At 71.7% G+C, this 22,160-nt stretch carries 23 protein-coding genes and 1 tRNA gene; 14 read left to right on the forward strand and 10 right to left on the reverse strand.

What is annotated here, in order from left to right; translation table 11 throughout:
• Nucleotides 1–64: 64 nt before the first annotated feature.
• A complete protein-coding gene (locus tag M1L56_RS10755; RefSeq protein ID WP_067948716.1) occupies nucleotides 65–520 on the reverse strand; it encodes a hypothetical protein in 456 nt (151 codons plus the stop codon).
• Nucleotides 521–681: 161 nt separating this feature from the next.
• Here M1L56_RS10755 and M1L56_RS10760 point away from each other — a divergent pair, with 161 nt between their 5' ends.
• The 4 genes from M1L56_RS10760 to rlmB all read left to right on the forward strand — a co-directional run bounded on the left by M1L56_RS10760 (nucleotide 682) and on the right by rlmB (nucleotide 4,960).
• The gene (locus M1L56_RS10760; protein ID WP_067948714.1) at nucleotides 682–1,164 is read left to right on the forward strand and encodes a CarD family transcriptional regulator; all 483 of its coding nucleotides are present in this window, start codon (nucleotides 682–684) and stop codon (nucleotides 1,162–1,164) included.
• An 83-nt stretch (nucleotides 1,165–1,247) separates the two neighbouring features.
• Nucleotides 1,248–2,477, forward strand: a complete 1,230-nt coding sequence (gene ispD, locus M1L56_RS10765) for a 2-C-methyl-D-erythritol 4-phosphate cytidylyltransferase (RefSeq protein WP_248599230.1) — start codon at nucleotides 1,248–1,250, stop codon at nucleotides 2,475–2,477.
• 54 nt (nucleotides 2,478–2,531) lie between these two features.
• Complete coding sequence (gene cysS, locus M1L56_RS10770; RefSeq protein WP_248599231.1) at nucleotides 2,532–3,956, forward strand: cysteine--tRNA ligase; 1,425 nt, start codon at nucleotides 2,532–2,534, stop codon at nucleotides 3,954–3,956.
• Nucleotides 3,953–4,960 carry a 23S rRNA (guanosine(2251)-2'-O)-methyltransferase RlmB gene (rlmB, locus tag M1L56_RS10775; RefSeq protein WP_067948708.1) on the forward strand — a complete coding sequence of 336 codons (1,008 nt, stop codon included), beginning with the start codon at nucleotides 3,953–3,955 and terminating at the stop codon, nucleotides 4,958–4,960. The genes cysS and rlmB overlap by 4 nt, the downstream gene beginning before the upstream one ends.
• A gap of 120 nt (nucleotides 4,961–5,080) precedes the next feature.
• Here rlmB and M1L56_RS10780 read toward each other — a convergent pair whose 3' ends face one another.
• From M1L56_RS10780 to M1L56_RS10790, 3 genes are all read right to left on the reverse strand, one after another.
• Complete coding sequence (locus M1L56_RS10780) at nucleotides 5,081–5,362, reverse strand: GIY-YIG nuclease family protein (protein ID WP_248599232.1); 282 nt, start codon at nucleotides 5,360–5,362, stop codon at nucleotides 5,081–5,083.
• A 192-nt stretch (nucleotides 5,363–5,554) separates the two neighbouring features.
• Nucleotides 5,555–6,874 carry a DUF4032 domain-containing protein gene (locus M1L56_RS10785; protein ID WP_067948704.1) on the reverse strand — a complete coding sequence of 440 codons (1,320 nt, stop codon included), beginning with the start codon at nucleotides 6,872–6,874 and terminating at the stop codon, nucleotides 5,555–5,557.
• A 79-nt stretch (nucleotides 6,875–6,953) separates the two neighbouring features.
• On the reverse strand, nucleotides 6,954–8,054 hold the full coding sequence (locus tag M1L56_RS10790; RefSeq protein ID WP_067948702.1) for an ABC transporter ATP-binding protein: 1,101 nt from the start codon (nucleotides 8,052–8,054) through the stop codon (nucleotides 6,954–6,956).
• A 274-nt stretch (nucleotides 8,055–8,328) separates the two neighbouring features.
• On the opposite strand from M1L56_RS10790, the gene M1L56_RS10795 reads away from it, so the two are divergent.
• The 3 genes from M1L56_RS10795 to M1L56_RS10805 all read left to right on the forward strand — a co-directional run bounded on the left by M1L56_RS10795 (nucleotide 8,329) and on the right by M1L56_RS10805 (nucleotide 10,511).
• A complete protein-coding gene (locus M1L56_RS10795; protein ID WP_248599233.1) occupies nucleotides 8,329–9,252 on the forward strand; it encodes a thioredoxin domain-containing protein in 924 nt (307 codons plus the stop codon).
• Nucleotides 9,253–9,347: 95 nt separating this feature from the next.
• Nucleotides 9,348–9,423: transfer RNA gene (locus tag M1L56_RS10800), tRNA-Thr, on the forward strand.
• A complete protein-coding gene (locus M1L56_RS10805; protein ID WP_248599234.1) occupies nucleotides 9,423–10,511 on the forward strand; it encodes a DMT family transporter in 1,089 nt (362 codons plus the stop codon). The genes M1L56_RS10800 and M1L56_RS10805 overlap by 1 nt, the downstream gene beginning before the upstream one ends.
• Here M1L56_RS10805 and M1L56_RS10810 read toward each other — a convergent pair.
• On the reverse strand, nucleotides 10,495–11,046 hold the full coding sequence (locus tag M1L56_RS10810) for a nitroreductase family protein (RefSeq protein WP_067948698.1): 552 nt from the start codon (nucleotides 11,044–11,046) through the stop codon (nucleotides 10,495–10,497). The genes M1L56_RS10805 and M1L56_RS10810 overlap by 17 nt on opposite strands.
• A gap of 2 nt (nucleotides 11,047–11,048) precedes the next feature.
• Nucleotides 11,049–11,450 (reverse strand): peptide-methionine (R)-S-oxide reductase MsrB, encoded by a 402-nt coding sequence (gene msrB / locus M1L56_RS10815; protein WP_067948696.1) that lies wholly within the window; start codon nucleotides 11,448–11,450, stop codon nucleotides 11,049–11,051.
• A gap of 186 nt (nucleotides 11,451–11,636) precedes the next feature.
• Here msrB and M1L56_RS10820 point away from each other — a divergent pair, with 186 nt between their 5' ends.
• From M1L56_RS10820 to groL, 4 genes are all read left to right on the forward strand, one after another.
• Nucleotides 11,637–11,981, forward strand: a complete 345-nt coding sequence (locus tag M1L56_RS10820) for a DUF3263 domain-containing protein (RefSeq protein WP_067948694.1) — start codon at nucleotides 11,637–11,639, stop codon at nucleotides 11,979–11,981.
• Nucleotides 11,978–12,520, forward strand: coding sequence for a LytR C-terminal domain-containing protein (locus M1L56_RS10825; protein ID WP_067948692.1), 543 nt, complete (start codon nucleotides 11,978–11,980; stop codon nucleotides 12,518–12,520). The genes M1L56_RS10820 and M1L56_RS10825 overlap by 4 nt, the downstream gene beginning before the upstream one ends.
• A 206-nt stretch (nucleotides 12,521–12,726) precedes the next feature.
• Nucleotides 12,727–12,930, forward strand: a complete 204-nt coding sequence (locus M1L56_RS10830; RefSeq protein WP_067948690.1) for a cold-shock protein — start codon at nucleotides 12,727–12,729, stop codon at nucleotides 12,928–12,930.
• Nucleotides 12,931–13,110: 180 nt separating this feature from the next.
• Entirely contained in the window at nucleotides 13,111–14,730 is a 1,620-nt protein-coding gene (gene groL, locus M1L56_RS10835; RefSeq protein ID WP_067948688.1) for a chaperonin GroEL, read from the forward strand.
• 69 nt (nucleotides 14,731–14,799) lie between these two features.
• Here the strand turns inward: groL and M1L56_RS10840 are convergent, their stop codons facing one another.
• The 3 genes from M1L56_RS10840 to M1L56_RS10850 all read right to left on the reverse strand — a co-directional run bounded on the left by M1L56_RS10840 (nucleotide 14,800) and on the right by M1L56_RS10850 (nucleotide 17,818).
• A complete protein-coding gene (locus tag M1L56_RS10840) occupies nucleotides 14,800–15,090 on the reverse strand; it encodes a WXG100 family type VII secretion target (RefSeq protein WP_248599235.1) in 291 nt (96 codons plus the stop codon).
• Between the two features lie 166 nt (nucleotides 15,091–15,256).
• Complete coding sequence (locus M1L56_RS10845) at nucleotides 15,257–17,083, reverse strand: cell wall metabolism sensor histidine kinase WalK (protein WP_248599236.1); 1,827 nt, start codon at nucleotides 17,081–17,083, stop codon at nucleotides 15,257–15,259.
• A gap of 42 nt (nucleotides 17,084–17,125) precedes the next feature.
• Nucleotides 17,126–17,818 (reverse strand): response regulator transcription factor, encoded by a 693-nt coding sequence (locus tag M1L56_RS10850; protein WP_067948682.1) that lies wholly within the window; start codon nucleotides 17,816–17,818, stop codon nucleotides 17,126–17,128.
• Between the two features lie 154 nt (nucleotides 17,819–17,972).
• Here M1L56_RS10850 and folP point away from each other — a divergent pair, with 154 nt between their 5' ends.
• The 3 genes from folP to M1L56_RS10865 all read left to right on the forward strand — a co-directional run bounded on the left by folP (nucleotide 17,973) and on the right by M1L56_RS10865 (nucleotide 20,418).
• Nucleotides 17,973–18,857, forward strand: a complete 885-nt coding sequence (folP, locus tag M1L56_RS10855; RefSeq protein ID WP_248599237.1) for a dihydropteroate synthase — start codon at nucleotides 17,973–17,975, stop codon at nucleotides 18,855–18,857.
• Complete coding sequence (locus M1L56_RS10860) at nucleotides 18,854–19,615, forward strand: pyrimidine reductase family protein (protein WP_248599238.1); 762 nt, start codon at nucleotides 18,854–18,856, stop codon at nucleotides 19,613–19,615. Before folP ends, M1L56_RS10860 begins: the two co-directional genes overlap by 4 nt.
• 98 nt (nucleotides 19,616–19,713) lie before the next feature.
• Nucleotides 19,714–20,418 carry a Pr6Pr family membrane protein gene (locus tag M1L56_RS10865; RefSeq protein ID WP_248599239.1) on the forward strand — a complete coding sequence of 235 codons (705 nt, stop codon included), beginning with the start codon at nucleotides 19,714–19,716 and terminating at the stop codon, nucleotides 20,416–20,418.
• A gap of 55 nt (nucleotides 20,419–20,473) precedes the next feature.
• Here M1L56_RS10865 and M1L56_RS10870 read toward each other — a convergent pair whose 3' ends face one another.
• On the reverse strand, nucleotides 20,474–22,114 hold the full coding sequence (locus M1L56_RS10870) for a DNA repair helicase XPB (RefSeq protein WP_067948675.1): 1,641 nt from the start codon (nucleotides 22,112–22,114) through the stop codon (nucleotides 20,474–20,476).
• Between the last annotated feature and the right edge of the window lie 46 nt (nucleotides 22,115–22,160).

A 22,160-nucleotide genomic window follows, 5' to 3' on the forward strand; every position in this document is an offset into this window, starting at 1 on the left:
ACGACGAAGCGGATGCCGCGCGCTCAGGCTGCGGCATCCGCTCGATCGGTCGTGGTGGGCCGGGTTACGGCACCAGGTCGGCGTACTCGGGGAGGCGGCCGTCGAGGACGGGCACGGAGATCTCGCGGCCCTCGGCGCCGTCGGTGGTGACGAACACGGGGACGAGCCCGCCGACCTCGGCGTCGAGGCCCTCGATGAGCAGGGGCTCCTCGTCGCCGGCGCCGGGGGCGACGGTCTGGCCGGCGTCGACGTCGACCTCGACGGTCTCGCTGCCGACCTGGAGCTCGAGCGTCGCGTCCTCCGAGCCGGAGTTCGAGACGGAGAGGATCATGCTGCCCTCGTCGCCGTCCTCGCTGATGATGAGGATGTTGCGCACCGCGAGCGAACCGACCTCGGCCGAGACGCCGTCGCTGGGGTCGTACCGCTCCGTGGTCGCCTGGTAGGTGATCATGCCGCAGCCGGTTCCGCCGATGGCGATGCCGAGAGCCAGGGCAGCGGATGCCGCGAGACGCGCCTTCACAGAACCTCCAACGAGACATGCGTGCGCGCGGATGCAGGCAACCGCGCGCAGGGGACTTCGATGAGTCTAGCCTACGGGCGCAGGGGGCTTCGGGCGTGGAGGCGGAACCCTAGCACTACCTCGGTGTGATATCCTGAAAGTTGCCGAAAGGACGTCTATTCATGCTGTTTGAGGTTGGCGAGACCGTTGTCTACCCGCACCACGGAGCCGCGACGATCGTCGAAGTCAAGAAACGCATCATCAAGGGCGAAGAGAAGCTCTACCTCAAGCTGAACGTCACGCAGGGCGACCTCGTCATCGAGGTTCCCGCCGAGAACGTCGACCTGGTCGGCGTTCGTGACGTGATCGGCAAGGAAGGCCTCGACAAGGTCTTCGAGGTGCTTCGAGCGCCCTTCACCGAAGAGCCGACCAACTGGTCGCGCCGCTACAAGGCGAACCTCGAGAAGCTCGCCTCCGGCGACGTGATCAAGGTCTCCGAAGTCGTGCGCGACCTGTGGCGCCGCGACCAGGACCGCGGCCTGTCCGCGGGCGAGAAGCGGATGCTGGCGAAGGCTCGACAGATCCTGATCTCGGAGCTCGCGCTGGCCGAGAAGACCGACGAGGAGCAGGCGTCGACCGTCCTCGACGAGGTCCTCGCCTCCTAGCCCGAGCCCGGCTCCCGTACGATCGCCGCCCGCGCACCAGCGCAGGGCGGCGATCGTCGTCCGGGCGGCGATACGCTCGACGCGTGAACGATTCGACCGTCGCCGTCATCGTCGTCGCCGCGGGCAGCGGCACGCGCCTGGGTCGCCCCGAGCCGAAGGCGTTCGTCCCGCTCGGCGACGACACGGTCCTCGGTGTCGCGTTGGATGCCGTGCTCGGCATGAGCGACGCCCCGTACCTGGTCGTCGTCGCGCCCGCCGAGCGCGTCGAGGAGGCGCGGGCCATCGTCACGGCCCGGGCCGGAGCGGCATCCGTCGCCTTCGACGTCGTTGCCGGCGGCGAGACCCGCCAGGAGTCGGTCTCGCGCGGCATCGCCGCGCTGCCGCACGTCATCGAGACCGTGCTCGTGCACGACGCGGCGCGGCCGCTCACGCCGTCGATCGTGTTCGACGAGGTCGCCGCGGCCGTCCGGGCGCGGGGCCACGGCGTCGTGCCCGGCCTGCCGGTGATCGACACCATCAAGCGGGTGGACGCGCGGGGCCGGGTCGTCGCGACCGTCGACCGATCGGAGCTCGCCGCCATGCAGACGCCGCAGGGATTCCCGCGGTCGGCGCTCGAGCACGCCTACTCGCGGGCGCACGGCGAGCACACCGACGACGCGGCCCTCGTCGAGTCCGTCGGCATGCCGATCGACATCGTCCCGGGTGATGCGCGGGCCTTCAAGATCACGGTCCCGGCCGACCTGCACCGGGCCGAGCAGCTCGTGGCCGAGCGCGCCAGAGCGGATGCCGCCGCCGACGTCGCACCCGCCGCGGCCGCCGACCCCGCGGCATCCGTCTCGCTGCCCCGCGTCGGGACGGGCATCGACGTGCACGCGTTCGCCGACGATGCCGACACGCCGCTGTGGCTCGCCGGCCTCGAGTGGCCGGGGGAGCGAGGGCTCTCCGGTCACTCGGACGGCGACGCCGTCGCGCACGCCGTCTGCGATGCGCTGCTGGCCGCCGCCGGCCTCGGCGACATCGGCGGCATGTTCGGCACGGCCGACCCGCGCTTCTCGGGCGCGCACGGCGAGGTGTTCCTCGCCGAGACCGTTCGGCGCCTGGCCGACGCCGGCTTCCGGGTCGGCAACGTGTCGGTGCAGGTCGTCGGCAACCGACCCAAGCTCTCGCCCCGCCGCGCGGAGGCGGAGGCGCTCTTGTCCGGCATTCTCGGCGCACCCGTGAGCGTCGCCGCGACCACGACCGACGGCCTCGGCTTCACCGGACGCGGCGAGGGCGTGGCCGCGATCGCCACGGCGCTTGTCGTGCCCGCCTGAGCCGCGGCATCCGTCGCATCGGTCTCGCAGCGGGCCCGCCGGTAGGCTTGCGGGGTGACCGTGCGACTCTACGACTCGAAGGCCCAGACCCTGCGTGACTTCGTGCCCCTCACCGAGGGACACGTCGGCATGTACGTCTGCGGTCCGACCGTGCAGTCGAGCCCGCACATCGGTCACCTGCGGAGCGCGCTCGTCTACGACCTCATGCGCCGGTGGTTCACGGCGCGGGGCGACCGGGTCACCTTCATCCGCAACGTCACCGACATCGACGACAAGATCCTGAACGCCGCGGCCGACGAGGGCATCGGCGACCAGTGGTGGTCGCTCGCCTACCGCGTCGAGCTCGAGTTCACCGCCGCCTACAACGCGCTCGGCATCCTCCCGCCCACGTACGAGCCGCGCGCGACTGCGAGCGTGCAGCAGATGCAGGAGCTCATCGCGCGCCTCATCGAGGCGGGGCACGCCTACGTCGCGGCCGACGGGTCGGGCGACGTGTACTTCGACACGGCCACGTGGCCGGCCTACGGCGAGCTCACCAGGCAGTCCCGCGACCACATGGAGGCGGCGGCCGACGCCGACCCGCGCGGCAAGCGCGACCCGCGCGACTTCGCGCTCTGGAAGGGGCGGAAGGACACCGAGCCCGCCTCGGCCGGATGGGACGCGCCGTGGGGACACGGGCGCCCGGGCTGGCACATCGAGTGCTCGGCGATGGCGGCGCGCTACCTCGGCACCGAGTTCGACATCCACGGCGGCGGGCTCGACCTGCGGTTCCCGCACCACGAGAACGAACTCGCGCAGTCCGGCGCCGACGGCCAGCGCTTCGCCCGGTACTGGGTGCACAACGGCCTCGTGAACGTCGGCGGCCAGAAGATGTCGAAGTCGCTCGGCAACTCCGTCTACGCCGACGAACTGCTCGAGCTCGCCTCCCCGCTCGCCGTGCGGTACTACCTCGGCCAGGCGCACTACCGATCGACCCTCGACTACTCGCCCGAGGCCCTCGCCGAGGCCGAGGCCGCCGTCGACCGCATCCGCACCTTCCTCGCCCGCGTCGACCGCCGGCTCGCCGGCACGCGCCACGCCGAGACCGGCACGGATGCCACGTGGCCGGCCGCCTTCGCCGAGGCCATGGACGACGACCTCGGCGTGCCGCAGTCGCTCGCCGTGCTGCACGAGACCGTCCGGGCCGGCAACCAGGCCCTCGACGACGAGGACCTTCCGGTCGCCGCCGAGCGTCGCGGGCAGGTGCACGCCATGGTGCGCGTGCTCGGCATCGACCCGGCCGACCCGGCCTGGGCGACGGATGCCGGACCTGCGGCATCCGCGCTCGACGCCCTCGTCACCCGGCTCATCGATGACCGTCGCGCGGCGCGCGACGCGAAGGACTGGGCCACCGCCGACCGCATCCGCGCCGAACTCGCGGGCGCCGGCATCACCATCGAAGACAGCCAGACCGGAACGCATTGGAGCCTCACCTCATGAAGGGCAGCAGCGGAAAGCCTCGCGCGGGAGCCGTGCGCAAGAAGGGCAAGGGCCAGAAGGTCGGGACCGGCGGCCACAGCCGCAAGGCGCTCGAAGGCAAGGGCCCGACCCCGAAGGCCGAGGACCGGCCGTACCACAAGGCCTACAAGCGCAAGGCCGCAGCCGAGCGCGCGGCAGAGAAGTCGGGCGGCCGCACGCCGCAGCGCGCCGGCGCCCCTCGTGGCGCGTCGGGTGCCGCCCGCCGGTCGAAGTCGGGTGACGAGTCGGAGATCGTGACCGGCCGCAACGCCGTCGTGGAGGCGCTGCGCACCCGCATCCCCGCCACCACGCTCTACGTCGCCGCGCGCATCGAGATGGACGACCGCGTGAAGGAGGCCGTGAAGATCGCGACCAATCGCGGCATCCCGATCCTCGAGGTCATGCGGCCCGAGCTCGACCGGCTCGCGGGTGAGGGCGGGGTGCACCAGGGCCTCGCGCTGAAGGTGCCGCCGTACGAGTACGCGCACCCGATCGACCTGCTCGACGAGGTGCTCGCCGACGACGAGACGCCGCTGCTCGTGGCGCTCGACGGCGTCACCGACCCGCGCAACCTCGGTGCCATCATCCGCTCGACGGCCGCGTTCGGCGGGCAGGGCGTGATCGTGCCGCAGCGCCGGTCGGTCGGCGTGACGGCCGCGGCATGGAAGACCTCCGCCGGCGCGGCGGCCCGGGTCCCCGTGGCGATGGCGCCCAACCTGACGCAGACGCTCAAGGCGCTGAAGGAGCGCGGCGTGTTCGTGCTCGGTCTCGACGGGGACGGCGACGTGTCGCTGCCCGGCCTCGACTTCGCCGACCGGCCGATCGTGGTCGTCGTCGGGTCCGAGGGCAAGGGGCTGTCGCGATTGGTCACCGAGACGTGCGACGCGATCGTGTCGATCCCGATCTCGGCGGCCACCGAGTCGCTGAACGCCGGCATCGCGGCATCCGTCACGCTCTACGAGATCGCGAAGCTGCGCGCCGAGTAGCCCCCGGTGGTCGAGTAGGACGCGAAGCGCCCGTATCGAGACCCGGTGGTCGAGTAGGACGCGAAGCGCCCGTATCGAGACCCGGTGGTCGAGTAGGACGCGAAGCGCCCGTATCGAGACCTAGGTCCAGCGCTTCCTGCTCGCCGAAGCCAGGGTCTCGTGATTCCCGTGAGCGAGCGCGAGCCGCTTCGCCCGACTCCAGTTCTGGACCTGCTTCTCGCGGCGGAAGGCGTCATCGACGCGTGCGTACTCCTCGACGTGGATGAGTTCCACCGGACGGCGTCGTCGCGTGTACTCGGCACCTTCCCCCGCCTGGTGCTGGGCGATGCGGCGCTCGAGGTCGACCGTGCTTCCCACGTAAGTCGTGCCGTCGGCGCACCGGAGCATGTACATGTATGCCATGTGGGCGAGTCTGGCGCAGGCGGGCGCACGGCCGCCGGGACTGTGCACACGCGGTCTCGGTACGGGCGCGGCTTCGCCGCGTCCTACTCGACCACCGGGGCTGGGGGCAGGCGCGGCTTCGCCGCGTCCTACTTGACCACCGGGTGTCGGTACGGCGCGGCTTCGCCGCGTCCTACTCGACCCCCGGGGCGTTCAGACCTTGAGGCGCCAGTCGCCCTCGTCGTCGGGGTCGTGCACGGCCAGTTCGGCGGTGTCCGGGCCGACGGCCGGCAGCGCGGTCGTGATCGCCTCGGTCGGCGGACCGATCACCGTGGCCTCGTCGCGACGGTGCCGCAGCACATCGTTGATGTAGGCGGTGAGCGCCTCGGCCAGCGGGATGTCGTGACCCTGCTGCTGCGCCATGTACCACCGGTGCTCGAGCAGCTCGTGGAACACCTCGGCGGGCTCGAGCTTGCCGCGGAGCTCCTGCGGGACGGCGCGGACGACGGGCTCGAACACGCGCATCTGCCACTCGTGCGCGACCATCTCCTCGTCCTGATCCTGCTTGTTGTATGCCGCACGGTACGAGTCGAGGTCGTTCAGCAGGCGCCGGGCCTGGTTCTCGCCCGCGTCGAGCCCCGTGAGGCGGAGCAGCCGACGCTGGTGGTGGCCCGCATCGACGACCTTCGGCTGGATGCGCAGCGTCGTGCCGGACTCGTCGGTGCGGATGGCGAGTTCCTCGATGTCGAACCCGAGCTCGTTGAGGCGGTTGACGCGTTCGTTGATGCGCCACCGTTCGGCGAGCCCGAACGACTCGGAGCCGGTCAGCTCGGTCCAGAGGCTGCGGTAGGCGTCGACGATGCCGTTCGAGATGTTGACCGGATCGAGCTCGTCGGCGACGCGGCCGCCCGCCTCGAGGTCGAGCAGTTCACCGGCGATGTTCACGCGCGCGATCTCGAGGTCGTTCTCACGCTGGCCGTTCGACAGGCCGCCCTCGTAGAGCTTGCCCGTCTCGGCGTCGACGAGGTACGCGGCGAACGCTCCGGCGTCGCGACGGAACAGCGTGTTCGACAGCGACACGTCGCCCCAGAAGAACCCGACGATGTGCAGTCGCACGAGGAGGACCGCGAGCGCGTCGACGAGGCGGGTCGCGGTGTCGGGGCGGAGGGTCTGCGAGAACAGCGCCCGGTACGGCAGCGAGAAGCGCAGGTGCCGGGTGACGAGCACCGGCGCGAGCTCCTCGCCGTCGGCATCCGTTCGGTTCGTGATGACCGCGACGGGCTCGACGCAGGGGATCTCGAGCCGCTGCAGGGTGCGCAGCATCTCGTACTCGCCCTTGGCCATCTCGGCCGTGGTCTCCTTGATGGCCACGACGTGGCCGCTGAGGTGCGCGAAGCGGACCAGGTGTCGCGAGATGCCCTTCGGGAGCGCCGCGATGGTCTCGCTCGGCCACGCCTCGAGCGGGAGGTCCCACGGGAGGTCGAGCAGGGCGGGGTCGGTCATCGCCGACGTGATCGAGAGTGTGCCGCTCATCAGGCCCAAGCGTACCCGGGAACGACGATGCCGGCCGGGCCGGAGCCCGACCGGCATCGCGGTCGCATGGTGCGGTGCGTCAGCTCGCGACCGGCGCCTGCAGCAGGCGCGCACCCGACTCGGCGTCGAACACGTGCACGTGCTTCGGGGTCGGCATGAGGTAGACGGTGTCGCCCGCGAACGGGTGGACGCGGCCGTCGACGCGCGCGACGATGTCGGTGCGCTTGCCCTCGATGGTCGAGTGGCCGTAGAGGTAGCCGTCGGCGCCGAGCTCCTCGACGAGGTCGACGACGACCTCGAGGCCCTCGCCCTGCGTGTTCGACACGACGATGTCCTCGGGGCGGACGCCGACCGTGACGACGGGGCCGGACGCCGACGCGAGCGCCTCGCGCTCGACGTCGATGGTCGCGGTGCCGAACTTGATGCCGCCCTCGACCACGTCGGCGTGGAACAGGTTCATCGCCGGCGAGCCGATGAAGCCCGCGACGAAGACGTTGTTCGGCCGCTCGTACAGCTCGCGCGGCGTGCCCACCTGCTGGAGGACGCCGTCCTTCAGCACGGCGATGCGGTCGCCCATGGTGAGGGCCTCGGTCTGGTCGTGCGTGACGTAGACCGTGGTGACGCCGAGGCGGCGCTGAAGCGACGCGATCTGGGTGCGCGTCTGGACGCGGAGCTTGGCGTCGAGGTTCGACAGCGGCTCGTCCATGAGGAACACCTGCGGCTGGCGCACGATCGCGCGGCCCATGGCGACGCGCTGACGCTGGCCGCCCGAGAGCGCCTTCGGCTTGCGGTTCAGGTACGGCTCGAGGTCGAGCAGCTTGGCGGCCTCGAGGACGCGCGCGGCCCGCTCCTCCTTGCCGATGCCGGCGATCTTGAGCGCGAAGCCCATGTTCTCGGCCACGGTCATATGCGGGTACAGCGCGTAGTTCTGGAACACCATCGCGATGTCACGGTCCTTCGGCGGCACGTCGGTGACGTTCCGGTCGCCGATGAAGATGTTGCCGTCGTTGACCTCTTCGAGGCCCGCGAGCATGCGGAGCGACGTGGACTTGCCGCAGCCGGAGGGGCCGACCAGGACGAGGAACTCCCCGTCTTCGATCTCGAGGTCGAGCTGGTCGACGGCGGGACGGGTGCCACCGGGATAGAGGCGGGTGGCCTTGTCGAACGTGACTGACGCCATGGTTCTGTTCTCCTTCACCGGCAGGTACGTGCCGGACGATCCGTAGTGAATGGAAACGCCGACCTCGGTGTCGACGCTCCCTCAGTATGTCACGCGAGCTCCGCATCGCCGCATCCGCGTCGGTGCCCGCGGCGTGCGACCGGGGTGCGCGGATGCCGCGACCAGCCGCCGCTCGGGCGCCGTTTGGGCGATTCACAGTGTCCGCTCCTACACTCAACGGTGCGTGCGCCTGCATCCCCGCGCGCCCCCACAGCTGACCCGGAGTTGACCATCGATGAGCACTGGATCCATCCAGCCGCGCCCCAGCCGCAACGAGCGACGCGAGGCGGCCCGTGAGAAGGCCCGCCTGCTGCGCGAGGAGCAGCGGCGGAAGGACCGCCGCAAGAAGTTCCTGATCCAGGGCGGCGTCATCGTCGTGGTGCTCGCCATCGCGGCGCTCATCGGCACGATGATCTTCAACAGCGTCCGTCCCGAGGGCCCCGGCCCGCAGAACATGGCCAGCGACGGCATCCTGCTCGTCGGCGGCGAGAGCGGCATCGAGCCGGTCTCGACCCGCGCGATCCCCGCGAACGGCGAGCCGACGCCGAGCGAGCCCGACGACAGCGGCACGGTCGCGAACATCGTCGTCTACGTCGACTACCTCTGCCCCTACTGCGGCCAGTTCGAGCAGACGAACTCCGAGTCGATGCGCACGATGGTCGAGCAGGGCGCCGCGACGCTCGAGGTGCACCCGATCGCCATCCTCACGAACAAGTCCGCCGGCACCCAGTACTCGCTCCGCGCCGCCAACGCCGCGGCGTGCGTGGCCGACCGGTCGCCCGAGGCGTTCTTCGACTTCAACGCGCTCATGTTCGAGAACCAGCCGGAGGAGCTCTCGGCGGGCCTCTCGAACGACGAGATCAAGGCGCTCGCCGCCGAGGCCGGCGCGTCCTCGTCGGTCGACGAGTGCATCGACGAGACGCGGTTCAAGAGCTGGGTCGAGGATGCCACCAACCGGGCACTGACCCAGCCGATCCCGAACTCCGAGCTCGAGTCGGTCAAGGGCACGCCGACGGTGCTGGTGAACGGCAAGCAGTACGTCGGCTCGCTCGAGGACCCGGCCGAGTTCCGCGCGTTCGTGCTGCAGGCGGCCGGCCAGAGCTACTCGGAGTCCAACGGCACGCCGACGCCGACGCCCACCCCGACCCCCGCCGGCTGAGCGCCGCTCCGGTCGAGTCGACGGCCCGGTCCCCTCGCGGGGCCGGGCCGTCGTCGTCCGCTCGCGCCGCGATCGGTAGGATGTGGGGGAGTCACGCCGGCTTGGCGCAATTGGTAGCGCACCGCTCTTGTAAAGCGGTGGTTACGGGTTCGAGTCCCGTAGCCGGCTCCATGTCGAGCACACCCGCCCCGTCGTCGCAGCCCGCAGCGGGCGGCGCGGCGAGTCATCCGCACCACTCGCCCCCGCACGCGCACGCGGCCGATTCGCGGGTGCCGATGTGGGTCGCCATCGCCCTCACCGTGGTGTCCGGCGGCCTCGTGGCGCTGCAGTCCCGGGTGAACGGGCAGTTGGCGCGCGCCCTCGACGACTACTCCGTCGCTGCGGTGATCTCGTTCGGGTCCGGCCTCGTGCTCCTCCTGGTGCTCGCGGCGGCGTGGCCCGGGGGGCGCCGCGGGCTCGTCCGCCTCGGCGTCGCGTTCCGCGCCGGCGCGGTGCCGTGGTGGATGCTGCTCGGCGGCGTCGCGGGCGCCTGGTTCGTCGCGACTCAGGGCATCGCCGTCGGCGTCCTCGGCGTCGCCCTGTTCACGATCGGGATCGTCGCCGGACAGACGCTCGGCGGGGTCGTGTTCGACGTGATCGGCATCGGTCCCGGAGGGCGCCGGCCCCTGTCGGTCGCGCGCGTCGCGGGCGCCGTGCTCGCGCTCGCGGCGGTGGGGTGGGCGGTCTCCGCGCAGGTGTCCGAGTCGGTCCCGCTGTGGGTCATGCTCCTGCCGTTCACGGCCGGCATCGGCGCCTCCTGGCAGCAGGCGATGAACGGGCGGGTCCGCACCGCGTCGGCGAGCGCGCTCGCCGCGACCGTCGCCAACTTCGCGGTGGGCACGGCGGTGCTCGTCGGCGTGATGCTCGTGCATGCGGCATCCGTCGGCTGGCCCGATCGCATGCCCGCCGACTGGTGGCTCTACACGGGCGGCGCGATCGGCTGCGTGTTCATCGCCGCGCAGGCCGTGCTGGTGCGCCGCGTGGGGGTGCTGCTGCTCGCGTTGGGGCTCGTGGCCGGGCAGCTCACGGCGGCGCTCGCGCTCGACCTGCTCCTGCCGGCCACCGGCCGCCCCGTCGGGCTGGCCACGGTCGGCGGCACGGTGCTGGCGCTCGTCGCGGTCGCGCTGGCGAGCATCCGCTGGGGGCGAGCGAAGCACGCGGCGCCGCCGGAGCCCGAGCCGGTCACCGGGTCGACCGCGGCCGTCAGGCCAACGAGCTGAACCGCTGCGCCACGTCGGGGCCCACGCGCCGCTCCGGGCGGACGCGTTCCGGCCGGCCGCCGACGTAGAGCCACCCCAGCAGGTGCTCGCCCGGGGCGAGGTGGTGTGCGTCGGCGACGAGCGGATGCCGCGTGAGCGGCCCCGTCCGCCACATCACGCCCCACCCGGCCTCGTCGAGCAGGAGCGAGAGCAGGTGGGCGACCCCGGCCGCCGCGGCGTCCTGCTCCCACTCGGGGACCTTCGGATGCGGCCTCGTGCAGGCGACGACTGCGAGCAGGAGCGGGGCGCGCAGGGGCTTCGCCGCGAGCTTCTCGGCCGCGGCTCCCTCGGCGCCGGCGGCGGCCGCGAGCGACCGGCCCACGCGGGCGCGGGCGTCGCCGCGCACGGCGATCACGCGCCACGGGGCGAGCGACGCGTGGTCGGCGACCCGACCGGCCGCTTCGAGCAGGTCGCGGAGCTCGTCGTCGCCGGGTGCGGCATCCGTCACCTCGGGCCACGACCGGCGGGCGAGCGCCGCCTCGCGCACGGATGCCACGCTCAGGACTCGGGCGTGAAGTCGAGGGCGATCGAGTTCATGCAGTACCGGTCGCCGGTGGGCGTGCCGAAGCCGTCGGGGAAGACGTGGCCGAGGTGCGAGCCGCAGCGCGCGCAGCGCACCTCGGTGCGCACCATGCCGAGCGAGGTGTCCTCGAGGAGCTCGACCGCCTCGGGCCGGACCGACTCGTAGAAGCTCGGCCAGCCGCATCCGGAGTCGAACTTCGTGCCGCTCTTGAACAGCTCGGCGCCGCAGGCGCCGCACGCGTAGACGCCGGCGCGTTCCTCGTCGAGCAGCTCGCCGGTCCACGCGCGCTCGGTCCCGGCACCGCGGAGCACGGCGTAGCGCTCGTCGCCGAGCTCCTCTCGCCACTGCTCCTCGGACTTCTCCACCTCGTACGGCATGCGGTCTCCTCGTCGTGTGCGGTCATCCCATCGTCGCAGTTCCGGCGACGTGCGGTGCAACGCATGACGCTCGACGCGTGTTCCGTGACGGCGCTCCGCCCGAGTGCGGCGGGTGCGCGGCATCCGCTCTCTAGGATGTCGTCAGACGAGCGGGCGACCGCCGACCGAGACCGACGAGGAGGTGCGATGGACGCCGCAGGCAGGCCCGACCCCGACTCCGCGACCACGCACCGGAGCACGGACGGACTCGACGAGCGACGTCGGCGCATCCTCGCCTTCGAGGCGCGCGCGTGGCGCGACCCGGCGCGGAAGGCCGATGCGATCCGCGACGAGCTGGATCTCTCGCCGGCCCGGTACTACCGGTTGCTCGCCGAACTCGTCGACGACCCCGCCGCCCTGCGGCACGATCCCATGCTCGTGAAGCGCCTGCAGCGGCAGCGCGCGGCGCGGGCGGCGGCGCGGGCCGAACGCGCCATCCCCACCGGCGCGGCGATCGAGACGGGCCGACCACGACCCCGGCAGGATCCATGACGCAGAAGTTCCCCCGAGACCGGTTCGATTCGATCCCGCACGGTATCGAGCGCGTCGGCGCGCACCGTGCCCCCGCCCGCCGTGGCGCCCGGTGGATCGCGTTCGGCTGGGCCGCCCTCGCGACGGTCGTGCTGGCCGGTGCGGGCATCGCCGCGGTGAGCGTCTACAACGACCGGCTCGACTTCGGCGGGGGGCAGCCGGTCCCCACGCAGACTCCGGTGGCGACGGCGCCGCCGACCCTGGCGCCCGACGTCCCGGTCGCGGTGCTGAACGGTACGGGCACCTCGGGCCTGGCGGCGAGCGTCGGCGAGACGCTGACGGCGAGCGGGCTCACGGTGGGCATCACCTCGAACGCCGACACGTCCGACATCGAGACCACCGTCGTGTACTACGCGGCGCCGGAGCTCGAGGGCGCGGCCCGCGGAGTGCTGGGGCTGCTGCCCGTCGGCGACGTCCGGCTCTCGGAGGAGTACGGGGCGACCGGCATGCAGCTCGTCGTGGTGCTCGGGGCGGACTACGTGGAGGCGTCCGGCCGCTGACGGTGACCGAATCGTTGCCATTCTGCGACCATTCGGGACCGCGGAACCCTTGTGCCGGGCGCGCGCGCTGTGACTATCTGGATTCGGCCGCTCGATCGCGTGTGGAGCATCCGGTGCCGGGCCCCGGCGCCGTGTCGGCACGTCGACGGCCCGGTACAGGCGAAGGCACGTGCTGACTCGGAAACTCGGCAACATGGGAGCAACGCATGGCGAACGGAACCGTGAAGTGGTTCAACGCTGAAAAGGGCTACGGATTCATCACCGTCGACGGGGGCGGTCAGGACGTCTTCGTCCACTACTCCGCGATCGACATGGCGGGCTACAAGGTGCTCGAAGAGGGCCAGCAGGTGACCTTCGAGGTCGGCTCAGGCTCCAAGGGCCCCCAGGCCGAGGCGGTCCGCCCCGCCTGATCCCCTCAGCGTCGAAGCGCCGTCGGCTCGCCCGGCGGCGCTTCCGCGTTCCCGGGGGATGCGGCATCCGTCGCTCGCTTGCACTCGGGCCGGGTGAGTGCCAGAATCGCTTTAGCACTCACTCGTTTTGAGTGCTAACCCTTGGAATCTTTGAACGTCCGGAAGGGACGAGAGACACACATGGCAAAGATCATTGCTTTCGATGAGGAGGCCCGCCGCGGTCTCGAGCGCGGGCTCAACCAGCTCGCCGACGCGGTCAAGGTGACCCTCGGCCCGCGCGGCCGCAACGTCGTCCTCGAGAAGAAGTGGGGCGCCCCCACCATCACCAACGACGGCGTGTCGATCGCCAAGGAGATCGAGCTCGACGACCCGTACGAGAAGATCGGCGCCGAGCTGGTCAAGGAGGTCGCGAAGAAGACCGACGACGTCGCCGGTGACGGCACCACCACGTCGGTCGTGCTCGCCCAGGCGCTCGTGCGCGAGGGCCTCCGCAACGTCGCCGCCGGCGCCGACCCCATCTCGCTGAAGCGCGGCATCGAGAAGGCCGTCACGGCCGTCTCCGAGCAGCTGCTCGCGACGGCGAAGGAGGTCGAGACCAAGGACGAGATCGCCGCGACCGCGTCCATCTCGGCCGCCGACCCCCAGATCGGCGAGATCATCGCCGAGGCGATCGACAAGGTCGGCAAGGAGGGCGTCGTCACCGTCGAGGAGTCGAACACCTTCGGCACCGAGCTCGAGCTCACCGAGGGCATGCGCTTCGACAAGGGCTACCTGTCGGCGTACTTCGTCACGGACCCCGAGCGCCAGGAGGCGGTCTTCGAGGACCCGTACATCCTCATCGCCAACCAGAAGATCTCGAACATCAAGGACCTGCTCCCGATCGTCGACAAGGTGATCCAGTCGGGCAAGCAGCTCCTGATCATCGCCGAGGACGTCGACGGCGAGGCCCTGGCCACGCTCGTCGTGAACAAGATCCGCGGCATCTTCAAGTCGGTCGCCGTCAAGGCGCCGGGCTTCGGCGACCGCCGCAAGGCCCAGCTCCAGGACATCGCGATCCTCACCGGCGGCCAGGTCATCTCCGAGGAGGTCGGCCTCAAGCTCGAGAACGCGACCCTCGACCTGCTCGGCCAGGCGCGCAAGGTCGTCATCACCAAGGACGAGACCACCATCGTCGAGGGCGCGGGCGACCCCGACCAGATCGCGGGCCGCGTCGCCCAGATCCGTTCGGAGATCGAGAACACCGACTCGGACTACGACCGCGAGAAGCTCCAGGAGCGCCTCGCCAAGCTCGCCGGCGGCGTCGCCGTCATCAAGGCGGGCGCGGCCACCGAGGTCGAGCTCAAGGAGCGCAAGCACCGCATCGAGGACGCCGTCCGCAACGCGAAGGCCGCCGTCGAGGAGGGCATCGTCGCCGGTGGTGGCGTCGCCCTCATCCAGGCCGGTGCCAAGGCGTTCGAGACCCTCACGCTCGAGGGCGATGAGGCGACGGGCGCGAACATCGTGCGCGTGGCCATCGAGGCGCCGCTCAAGCAGATCGCCCTCAACGCCGGCCTCGAGCCGGGCGTCGTGGCGAACAAGGTCTCCGAGCTCCCCGCGGGTCACGGCCTCAACGCCGCGACCGGCGAGTACGGCGACCTCATCGCGCAGGGCATCATCGACCCGGCGAAGGTCACCCGCTCGGCGCTGCAGAACGCCGCGTCGATCGCCGGCCTCTTCCTCACCACCGAGGCCGTCGTCGCCGACAAGCCCGAGAAGGCTGCTGCGGCTCCCGCCGACCCGACGGGCGGCATGGACTTCTAGTCCGCACGGCACCACCACGCGCGAAGGGCGCCTCCTCCGGGAGGCGCCCTTCGTCGTCGTGTCGAGCGCTCAGCGCAGGAACAGCCGGGCATTGGCCGACTCGGCGTCGGCGTAGTGCGACGCCGCCGCGCCGAGCGCCTGGCTCAGCCCTGCGAGGCTCTGCTCGACCTGCTGCTGCGTGGCGCGCCAGTCGGTCACCGCCGCCTGGAACGCCGTCGCCGCCTGGCCCGACCACGAGGCCTGCAGGCCCGTCAGCTGGGCGACGAGCGACGCGACCTCCGACTGGATGCGTCCGATCGTGCCCTGCGCACTCGCGGTCGCCGCCGCGACCTGCTCGCTGTCGACCTGGTATCGGGTCATGGATGGTCCTCTCGTCGGGAGCCCCGGGAACCTCCCGGGGTGCCCGTCGGACGCTACGCGGGCGCGACCGGGGGCACGACGGGTGCCGCGGCATCCGTTGCCCGATCGCCCCCGCGGGAGAGGTGGGGAGGAGCGGTCCTGGCCCCGGAGGACCGGCCCGTCGGGCTCAGGAGGTCGCGACCGGGTGCGGCGCCGCCGACGACCCGGCCAGGGGCAGCGCCACGCGGAAGGTCGCGCCGCCACCGGGCGTCTCGACCACGTCGACCTGGCCGTTGTGCGCGCTCACGATCGAGGAGACGATCGCCAGTCCCAGTCCCGATCCGCCCGTCTCGCGCGTGCGCGAGGTGTCGGCCCGCCAGAAGCGCTGGAAGATCTTCTCGCGGATCTGCGGCGGGATGCCCTCGCCGTGGTCGATGATCTCGAGCACCGCGCGCTCGGCCGCGTCGTCCACCGAGACGCGGATCTCGATCGGGCTGTCCTCGGGGGTGAAGCGCATGGCGTTGCCCATGAGGTTGGTGATGACCTGCCGGACCTTGTTCTCCTCGGCCAGGACCACCGCGCGGCGAACCGGGACGATGGGCGCCTCGCCGGACTGGCCCCCGGCGGCGGGTACCGAGAGCTCGCCGGTGCGCGTGGGCGCGGCCAGGTCGCCCGTGCGGGTGGCCGCGGGCAGGGCCAGCTCGCCCGTGCGCGTCGCGGCTCCACGCGACCCGCGACCGCGTCGGGTGCGTCCGCCGTTCTCAGCCGAGGTCGGCGTGCGGCGTCCCCGGAGGCGCGCGAGCGTCGCGCCGGCGAGCGCCATCGCGCCACCGGGACGCGTCGTCGCGGAATCGAGGTCGACCTCGACGTCGGCCGGCACCGTGTCGTTCGAGCCCGTTCGCACCTCCTCGGGCGCGATCACCGTCACCACGCGGCCGGGGTTCGCGGCCATCGCGTCGAGCGCGGCATCGCGCGCGAGCGGCACCAGGTCGACCTCGGCGAGGTCGAGCGGCTTCGCCTCGTCGAGGCGTGCGAGGGCGAGCAGGTCCTCGACGAGGCCGCCCATCCGGATGGCCTCCTTCTCGATCCGGTCCATCGCCTGCGCGACGTCCTCGGGGGTCTGCAGCGCGCCCATCCGGTAGAGCTCGGCGTAGCCCCGCACGGAGACGAGCGGCGTGCGGAGCTCGTGGGACGCGTCGCCGACGAATCGCCGCATCTGGTCGATCGTGCGTGCGCGGTCGCGGAACGCCCGGTCGATGCGGTTCAGCATCGTGTTGAGCGAGCGGTTCAGCCGGCCGACCTCGGTGTTGGGCGTCGCGCCGCCGAGCCGCTGGCCGAAGTCGCCGTCGGCGATCGCGGCCGCCGTGCGCTCGACCTCCCGCAGGGGCGCGAACGTCGAGGTCACGAGCATCCGGGTGAGCAGCGCGCCGACGAGCACGACGCCGAGGCCGAAGCCGAGGAAGATCGTCAGGTACGCCGCGAGGATCCGCTCGGTGTCGCGCGAGGAGATCGCGACGATGATCGGCGCGAGCCCGCCCTGCTGGTCGGCCGTCACCACCGCGTAGACGCCCCGGAACGTCGGCTCGCCGCCCGCGTCGTAGAGGGAGAAGACGCGGAAGCCCCCGCTGGAGTTCCACGCGTACACCTCGCCCTGCGTCAGCCGCTCCGGCAGCATCGGGTAGGTCGACGGGTCGCGGTCCTTCCAGTTGTGGTCGCGGAACTCGCCCGTGCGCGCGTCGTACAGCGCGATGAACACGTCGTCGTTCGCGTCGCTGAAGTCCAGGCCGCCGGCGTCGCGGCCGGAGCCCGGTCCGCCGTCGAAGTACTTGTCGAGGTCGCCGGACGCGATGGCGCTGAGCTTGGACTCGAGCTGCGCCTCGACGTAGGTGCGCAGCATCGCCGCGGTGCCGATGCCGGACACGAGGAGCCCGAGCGTCAGCATGAGCACGGTGACGCCCGTGATCTTGGTGCGGAGCGAGACGCGGCTCCAGCGGTCGGCGAGGCTCTGATGCATGGCGTCGGCGAGTCTACGCAGGCACCCTGTACCGGCGCTGGACTACGGCTTCGACGACTTCAGCATGTAGCCGAAGCCGCGCTTGGTCTGGATGAGCGGCTCGGAGGAGTGCTGGTCGAGCTTGCGGCGCAGGTACGAGATGTAGCTCTCGACGATGCCGGCGTCGCCGTTGAAGTCGTACTCCCAGACGTGGTCGAGGATCTGCGCCTTGGAGAGCACCCGGTTCGGGTTCAGCATGAGGTAGCGCAGCAGCTTGAACTCGGTGGGGGAGAGCTCGACCGGGGTGTCGCCCACGAGCACCTCGTGCGTGTCCTGGTCCATGGTGAGCTCGCCGGTGCGGATCACCGCGTCCTCCTCGGCGTGCATGGTGCGGCGCAGGATGGCGCGGATGCGCGCGACGATCTCGTCGAGGCTGAAGGGCTTGGTGACGTAGTCGTCGCCGCCGACGGTGAGGCCGGTGATCTTGTCCTCGGTGTCGTCCTTCGCGGTGAGGAAGAGGATCGGCGCGGTGTAGCCGGCGGACCTCAGGCGCTTGGTCACGCCGAAGCCGTTCATGTCGGGCAGCATCACGTCGAGGATGATGAGGTCGGGCTCCTCCTCGAGCACCGCCGAGATCGTCTGCGCGCCGTTGGCCACGGCGCGCACCGCGAAGCCGGCGAAGCGGAGGCTGGTCGTGAGGAGATCGCGGATGTTGGGCTCGTCGTCGACGATGAGGATTCGAGGTCCGTCGCTCATGCCCCCGATTCTCCTGCGCGTGGGCTGGAACTTGGCTGGGAATCGCTCGAACGGGCGACGAGCGGATGCCATGAGCGCCGTCCGGGCGCCCCGGGCGTGGGAGACTCGCGTCATGGCGCGTGAAGAGACCGGCGCAGGTCCGGGGGAGCCTCCGATGACGGCCGTCGGTCGTCGCCGGATCGGCCCGCGCGAGTTCGACTTCTCGCGTCAGGTCGCGGTCATGGCGATCGTGAACCGCACCCCGGACTCGTTCTACGACCGGGGTGCCACGTTCGAGCTCGACCGTGCGGTCGCCGCCGCGCACGCCGCCCTCGACGAGGGGGCCGACTGGGTCGACATCGGCGGGGCGAAGTTCGCGCCCGGTCCGCCCGTGCCCGTCGACGAGGAGGCGGACCGCGTCGTGCCGGTCGTCGCGGCGCTCGCGGGTACGGCCGCGGTCGTCTCGGTGGACACGTTCCAGCCCGAGGTCGCCCGCCGCGCCATCGACGCGGGCGCGCACGTCATCAACGACACCACCGGCATCCACGACCCCGCCATGGCCGACGTCGTCGCCGACAGCGATGCCACGATCGTCATCACCCACAGCCTCGCCGCGCCGCGCACGCCGCACCCCGCGCCGACCTACGGCGACGTGGTCGCCGAGGTGTCGACGTTCCTCCGGGAACGCATCGACCTCGCGCTCGCGCACGGGGTGCCGCCGGAGCGGATCGTGATCGACCCGGGCCACGACCTGAACAAGAACACCCGGCACTCACTGGAGCTCACGCGGAGGCTCGACGAGATCGCGTCGATCGGGCCGCCCCTGCTCGTGGCGCTGTCGAACAAGGACTTCGTCGGCGAGAGCCTGGGTCGCCGCGACCGTCGGGACCGCCTCGCCGGGTCGCTCGCCGCCGCCGTGTACTGCATCGGTCGGGGCGCCCGCATCGTCCGGGTGCACAACGTGCGCGAGACCGTCGACGCGGTCCGCATGGTCGAGGCCATCGAGGGATGGCGCGAGCCCGCCTTCCTCGAGCACAACATGCCCGGCGGCGCGGCATGAGCGGCGCGGCATCCGTCGGCCCCGGCCGGGCGCGCTTCGACGCCGACCGCATGCACGCCGCCTACGCGGTCGACGTGGTCGACGCGGGCGCGCCGGGCGCCGCGGCGTTCTGCCGCGTGAACATGGTCGCGAGCCTCGACGGCGCCGCGACGCTCGGCGGACGCAGCGGCAGCCTCGGCGACCACGAGGACCAGCGACTGCTGTCGGTCCTCCGCTCGCACGCCGACGTGGTGCTCGTCGGCGCCGGCACGGTCGAAGCAGAGGGCTACGGCGGCGCCGCCGTGGTCGACGCGGATGCCGCATGGCGGACCGCGCGCGGCCGCGAACCGCAGCCCAGGTTCGCCGTGGTCTCCTCGCGGCTGGGGCTCCCGCCGCGGCATCCGTTCTTCACGGACGCCGTCGCGCGACCGCTCGTCGTCACGTCCGAGCACGCGCCCGCCGACCGCCGCGCGGCGCTCGCCGAGGTCGCCGACGTGATCGTCTCGGGCGAGCACCGCGTCGACCTGGGAGGGGCGCTCGACGAGCTCGCCGCTCGCGGCATGCCGTCCGTGCTCTGCGAGGGCGGTCCCGGCCTGTACGGCGCGCTCGCCGAGGCCGACCTCGTCGATGAGACGTGCCTCACGCTCAGTCCGACGATCGTCGCGGGCGACGCGCCGCGCACGGCGTCGTCGGCGCACGAGGTCGCCCGCCGCATGCGCCTCGTGCACGCGATCGCGGGGGAGCGGATGCTGTTCCTCCGCTACGGCCGGGCCGGTTGACAGTGGCCGGGCGCGTGCCTAGATTCGGCCTGCGGCGCGCGCGGCGACCGCTCGACGAGGAGGGTGACCGGGTGGCGATCGAGGCGTCGGAACAGGCGATGAGCGACCCCGGGACGCGCGAGGAGCGTCGCGTGAACGTGTGGGCGACCCCGCAATTCTGGTGGCGCGTCGCGATCGTCGTCGTGGTGCTCTGGGGACTCATCGCCGCGGAACGGCGCCTGGCGTACTTCACGACGCAGAGCAACGTCATCGTCTTCGGCTACTACGCCGCGGCGCTGTACTGGATGGTGCGGCGCGCCACGACGGCGCCACCCGCACCGCGCCTGCGCGGCGGCGTCACGGTCTGGATCCTCACGACCATGATCGTGTCGCACGTGCTGCTGAACGACCTGGCGAATCCGATCCCGGGCCTGTTCGTCGAGGACCCGCGCGAGCAGCTGTCGGAGCGGGCGCTCTTCGCGGTGCACTACGTGGTCCCCGTGATGGTGCTCGTGGACTGGGTGCTGTTCGGGCCGCACCGCGTCGTCCGCTGGCGCGACATCGGATGGTGGGTGCTGTACCCGTTCGCGTACGGGATGATCTTCCTCTGGCGCGCCCTCGCGCTGCCGGAGGTCCCCGACCGCTTCCCCTACCCGTTCCTCGACACCGACGAGCTCGGCGCGCTCGGTTCGTTCGTGGCGATGCTCGAGGTGCTCGTGTACATCTCCGTGCTCTCGGCGCTCGTGATCCTGCTCGATCGGCTCGCCTGGTGGGTCGGCCGGCGCGCCGGGCGCGGGCGTGCCGACCGCGTCGACGAGACGTAGCGCGCCTCACCGGAGAAGACGCAGCGGGCCCCGACCGGCGGATGCCCGCCGAGCCTCAGGCCGCCAGGGCGTGCGCGTCGAGGATCGTGTACGAGTAGCCCTGCTCGGCGAGGAAGCGCTGCCGGTTCTGCGCGAAGTCCTGGTCGACCGTGTCGCGCGCGACCAGGGTGTAGAAGTTGGCCGAGAGACCCGACTCCTTCGGCCGCAGCAGGCGTCCGAGTCGCTGCGCCTCCTCCTGCCGCGAGCCGAACGAGCCCGAGACCTGGATGGCGACGGTCGCCTCGGGCAGGTCGACCGAGAAGTTCGCGACCTTCGACACGACCAGCACCGGCGTGGTCCCGTCGCGGAACTCCTGGAACAGCCGCTCGCGCTCGTCGACCGGAGTCGCGCCGGTCAGCTGGGGTGCGCCGAGCGCGTCGGCGAGCTCCTCGATCTGGTCGAGGTACTGGCCGATGACGAGGATCCGCTCGCCCGCGTGCCGCGCCACGAGTTCCTTCACCACTCCGAGCTTGGCCGGCGCGGTGGCCGCCAGCCGGTATCGCTCGTCGTCGGCGGATGCCGCGTACGCGAGCCGCTCGGACTGCGGCAGGTCGATGCGCACCTCGTAGCAGGCCGCGGGGGAGATGAAGCCCTGCGCCTCGATCTCCTTCCACGGCGCGTCGAAGCGCTTGGGCCCGATGAGCGAGAAGACGTCGCCCTCCCGCCCGTCCTCGCGGACCAGGGTCGCGGTCAGCCCGAGGCGGCGGCGCGCCTGCAGCTCGGCCGTGAGCTTGAACACCGGCGCGGGCAGCAGGTGCACCTCGTCGTAGACCACGAGGCCCCAGTCGAGCGCGTCGAGGAGCGCGAGGTGGGCGTACTCGCCCTTCCGCTTCGCCGTCAGGATCTGGTAGGTCGCGATGGTGACGGGCTTGATCTCCTTGACCTGGCCCGAGTACTCGCCGATCTCGTCGGCGGTGAGCGACGTGCGCTTCAGCAGCTCGTCGCGCCACTGCCGCGCCGACACGGTGTTCGTGACGAGGATGAGCGTCGTGGTCTTCGCGGTCGCCATCGCGCCCGCGCCGACGAGGGTCTTGCCCGCGCCGCACGGCAGGACGACGACGCCCGAGCCGCCGTCGAAGAAGTTGTCGACGGCCTTCTGCTGGTAGTCGCGCAGGTGCCATCCGTTCTGCTCGAGGTCGATCGGATGCGGCGTGCCGGGCGTGTAGCCGGCGAGGTCCTCGGCCGGCCAGCCCAGCTTCACGAGTTCCTGCTTGAGCTGCCCGCGCGCCCACGCCTCGACGAGGAAGCTGGCCTCGTCGATGCGTTCGGTGAGCAGGGGCGCGATGCGCTTGGCGCCCGCGACCTCCGTGAGCACCGCGAGGTCGTCGCTGCGGAGCCGCAGTGCGCCGTCATCCGTGCGGTCGACCACCAGCCGGCCGTACCTCCCGACCGTCTCGCGCATGTCGACAGCCACGGTCTGCGGCACGGGGAACTTCGCATACCGCTCGAGCGTGCCGAGCATGTCCTCGGCCGTGTGTCCGGCCGCGCGCGCGTTCCACAGTCCGAGCCGCGTGATGCGGTACGTGTGGATGTGCTCGGGCGCGCGTTCGAGCTCGGCGAAGATCGCGAGGTCGTGCCTCGCGTCCTCGGCGAGCGGGTGCGCCACCTCGAGGAGCACGGTGCGGTCGCTCTGGACGATCAGGGGGCCGTCTGACATAGCGGACCAGTCTATGCCCGGATCCTCCGAGGTCACCCGGAGCGGT

Origin of the sequence: Agromyces sp. C10, assembly GCF_023217995.1 — a bacterium.
Lineage (GTDB): Bacteria > Actinomycetota > Actinomycetes > Actinomycetales > Microbacteriaceae > Agromyces > Agromyces indicus.